General features: G+C 58.3%; 1 protein-coding gene. It reads left to right on the top strand.

The window, feature by feature from the left end; translation table 11 throughout:
• Positions 1 to 203 precede the first annotated feature (203 nt).
• Positions 204 to 391: hypothetical protein (locus tag L981_RS35450; RefSeq protein ID WP_210166435.1), on the top strand; the 188-nt coding region annotated here is incomplete at its 3' end.

Below are 391 nucleotides of genomic sequence, written 5' to 3'. Positions count from 1 at the left end.
AGGGCCGACTTGCGCCGGCGCGGCTGCATGTAGCAAAAGCCCCTTGAGTGCACAAGGGATGGCTGTGGACAAATTGAAAGATGGCGACGGACCGTCCGAAGCATTCACGATGGGACGCAAAGGGACCGCGTTCGGCGGGTGTATTTTAGCCCCGCGAACGGCCACGACGGGATCGCCGGCGGTTCTTTTGGTGTGCGCGCAAGATGAGCGACGGCCGACACACCCCTATTCCAATGCTTGATGTGGACTGGAAGGCAAAGGGATGCACCGGTTGCGCCCAGGCAGAAATCCCAATTTGGCTAACACCAGGATTAAAAACAAAAAACCCGGCCGAAGCCGGGTTTTTTTGGTGCGGTCGAGAAGACTCGAACTTCCACGGGTTGCCCCACAG

It is taken from the genome of Ensifer sp. ZNC0028 (assembly GCF_000799055.1).
In the GTDB taxonomy this organism is placed as follows: Bacteria; Pseudomonadota; Alphaproteobacteria; order Rhizobiales; family Rhizobiaceae; genus Ensifer.
Note: the sequence above shows the minus strand (reverse complement) of the source record. Positions and strands in the feature narration are given on the sequence as shown.